2 protein-coding genes are annotated in these 5,727 nt (G+C 72.5%); both read left to right on the top strand.

Features of this window, described 5'->3' with window-relative positions; all coding sequences use genetic code 11:
* Positions 1-2,970, top strand: a 2,970-nt coding sequence (locus ACFQ87_RS43885; protein WP_380616649.1) for a condensation domain-containing protein, incomplete at its 5' end; no start/stop codon positions are given.
* Between the two features lie 4 nt (positions 2,971-2,974).
* The coding region (locus ACFQ87_RS43880) for an amino acid adenylation domain-containing protein (RefSeq protein ID WP_380616648.1) at positions 2,975-5,727 on the top strand (2,753 nt) is incomplete at its 3' end.

The raw sequence follows: 5,727 nt of genomic DNA, 5'->3' as shown, positions 1-5,727 counted from the left end.
AGGTGGCGCGCCGACGGGCAGCTGGACTTCGTGGGCCGGATCGACCGACAGGTCAAGATCCGCGGCTTCCGGATCGAACCCGGTGAGGTCGAGGCCCGGTTGATCGCGCATCCGGACATCGCCGAAGCGGTCGTGGTCGCCCACGCCGACGGCGGCCACAAGCGTCTGGTCGCCTACCTCGTCGTACACGACGGCGCCGAGGTACCGGTGTCGGTGCTGCGCTCCCACGTCGGACAGGCACTGCCGGAGTACATGGTCCCGCAGGCGTTCGTGGTGGTGGAGCGGATCCCGCTGACGGCCAACGGCAAGGTCGACCGCAAGGCCCTGCCCGCACCCGCCCCGGCGGAGGAGCTCGGCTCGGACCGTCCCCGCCGGGCCCCGCGGACGCGGACCGAGCAGGTCCTCGCCGAGGCGTGGTGCCAGGTCCTCGGCCTGACCGAGGTCGGGATCGACGACAACTTCTTCGAACTCGGCGGCGACTCCATCATGGCCATCCGGGTCGCCTCCAAGGTCCGCCAGACCGGAGTCACCCTCACCTCCGGCGACGTCTTCGACCACCAGACCATCGCCGAACTCGCCCAGGCCGCCGCAGCCGGCGCCGTACCGGTGCGGGCGCAGCAGGGACCGGTCACCGGCGAAGTCCCGCTCACCCCGATCCAGCAGTGGTTCCTCCACACCCACGGCCCCGAGAACCACTTCAACCAGTCGAAGTTGCTGCGCTGGCACGACAAGGCCGACCCGGAGGCGCTGCGCACAGCCCTGTCCGCGCTGGTCGGGCACCACGACGCGCTGCGGCTGCGGCTGGAGGAACGTGGCGGCCGCTGGCACCAGTACCTCGCACCGGTCGACGACACCGATGTCCTCGAGATCATCGACGCCTCGGTGTGGCCGGAGGCCGAGCGCGAGGAGCTGGCGGAGGCGGCCGGGGCGCGGGCCCAGGCGAGCCTCGACCTGGTGGCCGGCCCGGTGATCCGCGCGGTCCTGTTCGACCACGGCGGGACGGCGCCGGACGAGCTGCTGATCGTCGTCCACCACATGGCGGTCGACATCGTCTCCTGGAGCTTCCTGGTCGGCGATCTGGCCGCCGCGTACGCCAGCGCCGTACGGGGCGAGCCCGTCGAACTGCCGGACAAGACCACCTCGTTCAAGGAATGGGCGGAGCACCTGCACCGGTACGCGGCCGGCCCGGCGTTCCGCAAGGACGCGGAGTACTGGACCCAGGCCCGCAGCCGGACCACGCCGCTGCCCCGCGACGCGGCGCCAGGGTCGGGCCCGGCGGGGACCGGCCGGGTGCGGGTCGAGCTGGACCTCGCCGAGACCGAGGCGTTCCGCGCCGCGACGAGGCGCACCACCGGTCGGATCACCGCCGCCGAGCTGCTGCTCGCCGCGGCCGTCCCGACGCTGCACGACTGGGTGGGCGACGGCGCCGTGGCCCTCGACGTCGAGATCCACGGGCGTGAGGCGCTGGCCCGCGATCAGGACGTCGCCCGGACGGTCGGCTGGTTCACCGCCGTCCATCCGATGACCTTCCACCTCACGGGTGGTGACAGCCTCGGCTCGTACGTGGCCCAGGTGCGGGACCAGACCCAGGCGATGCCCAACCGCGGCATGGGCTACGGCGTCGCCCGCCACCTCGCCGGCCCCGAACTCGCCGCGGCGGTCTCCTCCGACGCGGAGATCGCGTTCAACTACATCGGCGAGGCGGGCGACGGCCCCGGCGGCGGCTTCCCCTTCACGGACCTGCCCCACACGCTCGGTTCGGAGGCGCCGCCGGACTTCGCGAGCTCGTACCCGCTGGAGGTCATGGCCGGGGTCATCGACGGCCGGCTCCAGGTGACGTGGCTGTACGCGGCCGACGCCTTCGACCGCGAGACGGTACGGTCCGTCGCCGAGAACCACCTCCGGGGGCTGCGGCGCTTCGTGCACCAGATCTCGCTCTGGGACGCGGACCAGGCCGAGCCCGAGGAGTGGCTGCGGCGCATCCATCCGAAGACGCCGCTGCTGATCGGACCGATGGTGCGCTACCGCGTGCCGGGTCTGAGCGTCGCCACGATCACGGGCGGCGAGGTCACGGCGTGGGGGCACGGCGTGACCTCGGCCGGCGGCTCCGTCCCGGTGACCGAGCACACGGTCTTCCAGGTCGGGTCGGTGGCGAAGCACCTCGCGGCCATGGCGGTGATGCGGCTCGCCCGTGACGGCGTGCTCGGGCTCGACACCCCCGTGAACGAGCTGCTGCGCGAGCAGCGCGTGGACACGCTGGACCCCGCCCGGCCGGTGACGGTCCGCGATCTGCTGTGCCACAGCGCGGGACTGAGCCCGGACGAGAACGCGGAAGGGCCGACCGTCGCGGTCAGCCGACCGGCGGGCACCCATTACGAGTACGCCCTGGCGAACTACACGCTGATCGAGCGGATCGTCGCCGACGTCACGGACCTCTCGTTCCCGAAGGCCCTGCGGGAGTTGGTGCTCGATCCCCTGGGCCTGGACGACACGGTGTTCCTGCCCGTCTTCCCCACTGGGGCCGGGGACGAGGTCGCCGTCGGGCACACCGCGACCGGGCGCCGCTACGGCCGCGGTCGGCGTGCCGCCGGCGCGGCGGCGGAGGAACTCGTCTGGATGTCCGCCTCGGACCTGGCCCGGGTCGGGGTCGAGCTCCACCGCGCGCTGGCACAGGACCAGGGGACCGTGCTCAGCCGCTCCGACATCGAGCTGATGCTCGACGGACTGCGGACCGGTTACGGGCTCGGCACCTCCGTGAAGACCGTGGCGGGCCGGCGGTGGATCGGGCACCCCGGCGACGGTCCGGGATTCCGCAGCGTCTACGCCGTGGATCCGGTGTCCGGTCACGGCCTGGTGATCCTCGCCAACGGCGACGGCGCCACACCGCTACTCGAAGATCTGCTCGCCGAACTACGGGTCGACCTGGTGATGCGCGTCCAGGGCCCGCTGATGACTTGGGACAGGGGATAGCCCGATGACCAGTGTTGAAGTTGAGGGTGTCGAAAGCGCCGCGAACCCGCAGCTCCGGGTCGGCGGCAAGACGATCGACCTCGCCGCCAGGCTCGCCCGGCGGGCGATCCCGCGCCGGGCGGGCGCGGACGCCGCGCTCTCGCCGATCCAGCGCGGGGTCTGGGCGGCAGGGCAGCTGGCCGCCGACGAGGGCCTCTACACCATGACCGAGCTGTCGTGGCTGCGCGGAGCGCTGGACCTCGAAGCCCTCCGGGGGGCCTTCGCGGACCTCGCGAGGCGACACGAGACGCTGCGGACGACCTTCACCGGAGAGGACCCACCGCGCCAGTCGGTCGCCCCGCAGGCTGCGGCGGCGGTCGACTTCGAGGTCATCGACCTGAGCGCCGACGGCCGAACCGCCCGCGACCACGCGGTGGCGACGCTGACCCACGAAAGCGCCCGTCCCTTCGACCTCGCCGACGGACCGCTGTGGCGGGTCCGGCTGGCCCGCACGGCGGCGGACGAGCACCTGCTCCTGCTGGCCATGCACCACCTGATCGGTGACGAGTGGTCGCTCGGCCTCCTGCACCGGGAGCTCGACGCCTGCTACACGGCCCGGCTGAACGGCCTCCCGGTCGAACTCCCGGCACTGCCCGTCCAGTACGGCGACTACGCCGAGTGGCAGACGGCCCGCTTCGACTCCGAGCCCGGTGAGCGCGATCTCAAGTACTGGCGCGAGGCGCTCGCGGACATCCCCCACGTGCTGGAGCTGCCGACCGACCGGCCGCGGAGCTCGGCACGCTCGCCCATGGGCCACCGCGCCCAGTGGTCGATGTCCGCCGAGCAGAGCCGACGGTTCCGCGACCTCGCCACCGTCGCGGGCGCCACGCCGTTCACCGCGATGGTCGCGCTGTTCGCCACCGTCCTGAGCCGGCATTCCGGGCAGTCGGATCTGGTGATCGGCGCCGCGGTCTCCGGCCGTCGGCGCGCCGAGACCGAGGGGCTGGTCGGCCTGTTCGCCAACCTGGTGCCGATCCCGGTCCGGCTCGGTGCGGCCTCGACCGTCGAGGACGTCGTGCGGCACACGGCGAAGGCCTTCCTGGGCACCCTGGACCATCAGGACATCACGCTCGAACGCATCGTCTCCGAGCTGGGCGTGCCCCGCGGCGGCTCGCGGATGCCGCTGTGCCAGGCGGTCGCGGACTGGGCGGACATCGAGGAGGGCGGCTGGTCGCTGGCGGAGGTCGCGGCCGAGCCGGCGCCCGCCGCCGACCTCGGCTCGGTGAAGAACGACCTGATGCTCGTCGGCGTCGGCCGGGGCCCGGTGATCGAGTTCGAACTGATCGGGGAGTCCGGGCTGTTCGAACCGGCGACGGTGGGCGTCCTGATGGACCACTTCCGGCAGGCGGTCGAGCAGGCCGTCGCCGACCCCACGGCCGCGTCGGCCGGCCTCCGGCTGGATTCGCCCACCGAGGCCGATCGGATCACCGCCTGGACCGGGTCGGTGCACTGGGACCGATCGACCGGGACCATCGGCGAACTGTTCTCCGCCGCGGCGGCGCGGCACCCGGAGGCCGTCGCCCTGACCGGGGTCGGCGGCACGCTCGGCTACGGCGAGCTCGACGCGCTGACGAACCGGCTGGCGCGCGTGCTGCGCAGCCACGGGGTGAGGGCGGACTCCGTTGTCGGGATCGCGGTTCCGCGATCGGTACAGATGGTGGTCGCGGTGCTTGCTGCCCTGAAGGCCGGCGGTGCCTATCTCTTCCTGGACCCGGCCGGACCGGCCGACCGCGCCGCCGCCTATGCCGAGGGCAGCGGGGCCGAGGTCATCGTGACCACGACCGAGGCGCTGGCCGGGCTCGGCGAGGCGGCGCAGGGCCGTACGGTCATCGTGCTCGATGCGGTCCAGGCCGCGATCGCCGCGGAATCCGCTGAGGCGCCGGCGACGGCCGCGCACCCCGACTCGCTCGCGTACGTCAGCTTCACCTCGGGTTCGACCGGAGTCCCGAAGTGCGTCGGCATCACGCATCGCAACATCCTGCGGCTGGCGTACCTGCCCGACTACCTGGCCCACGGCCGGGATGAGACCTTCATCCAGCTCGCGCCGCTCAGCTTCGACATCTCCGCGATCGAACTGTGGACGAGTCTTCTGCAAGGCGGGCGACTGGTGATGCCGAGGGCCGGGCAGCTGGACATCCCCGAGATCGCGGCGCTGATCCGCGAGCACGCGGTGACCAGCCTGGTCACCACGACCGCGCTGTTCAACCAGTTCGTCGAACATGACCTCGAAGCGCTCGGCGGTGTCCGGCAGATCATGATCGGCGGCGACGTGGCCATGCCGAGCGCGTTCGCGGCGTCGCTCACCGATCCCGCGACCCGCCATGTGGCGCTGGTCCACTGTTACGGCCCGACCGAGAACACCGGCACGACGACAAGCGCCGTCATCAAGGACGCCCTCGGCGCGCGGATACCGATCGGCGGTCCGGTCTCGGGGACGTCGGTGTACGTGGTGGACGAGAACTTCGACCCGGTGCCGGTCGGTGTGGTGGGTCAACTGTGCACCGGCGGCGCGGGGGTCTCGCGCGGGTACCTGAACGACCCGGGTCTGACGGCGGCTCGCTTCGTCCCGGACCCGTTCAGCCCGGTGCCCGGCGCGCGGATGTACTGCACGGGTGACGCCGTGAGGTGGCGCGCCGACGGGCAGCTGGACTTCGTGGGCCGGATCGACCGACAGGTCAAGATCCGCGGCTTCCGGATCGAACCCGGTGAGGTCGAGGC

It is taken from the genome of Kitasatospora sp. NPDC056531, assembly GCF_042794375.1.
Lineage (GTDB): Bacteria > Actinomycetota > Actinomycetes > Streptomycetales > Streptomycetaceae > Kitasatospora.
Note: the sequence above shows the minus strand (reverse complement) of the source record. Positions and strands in the feature narration are given on the sequence as shown.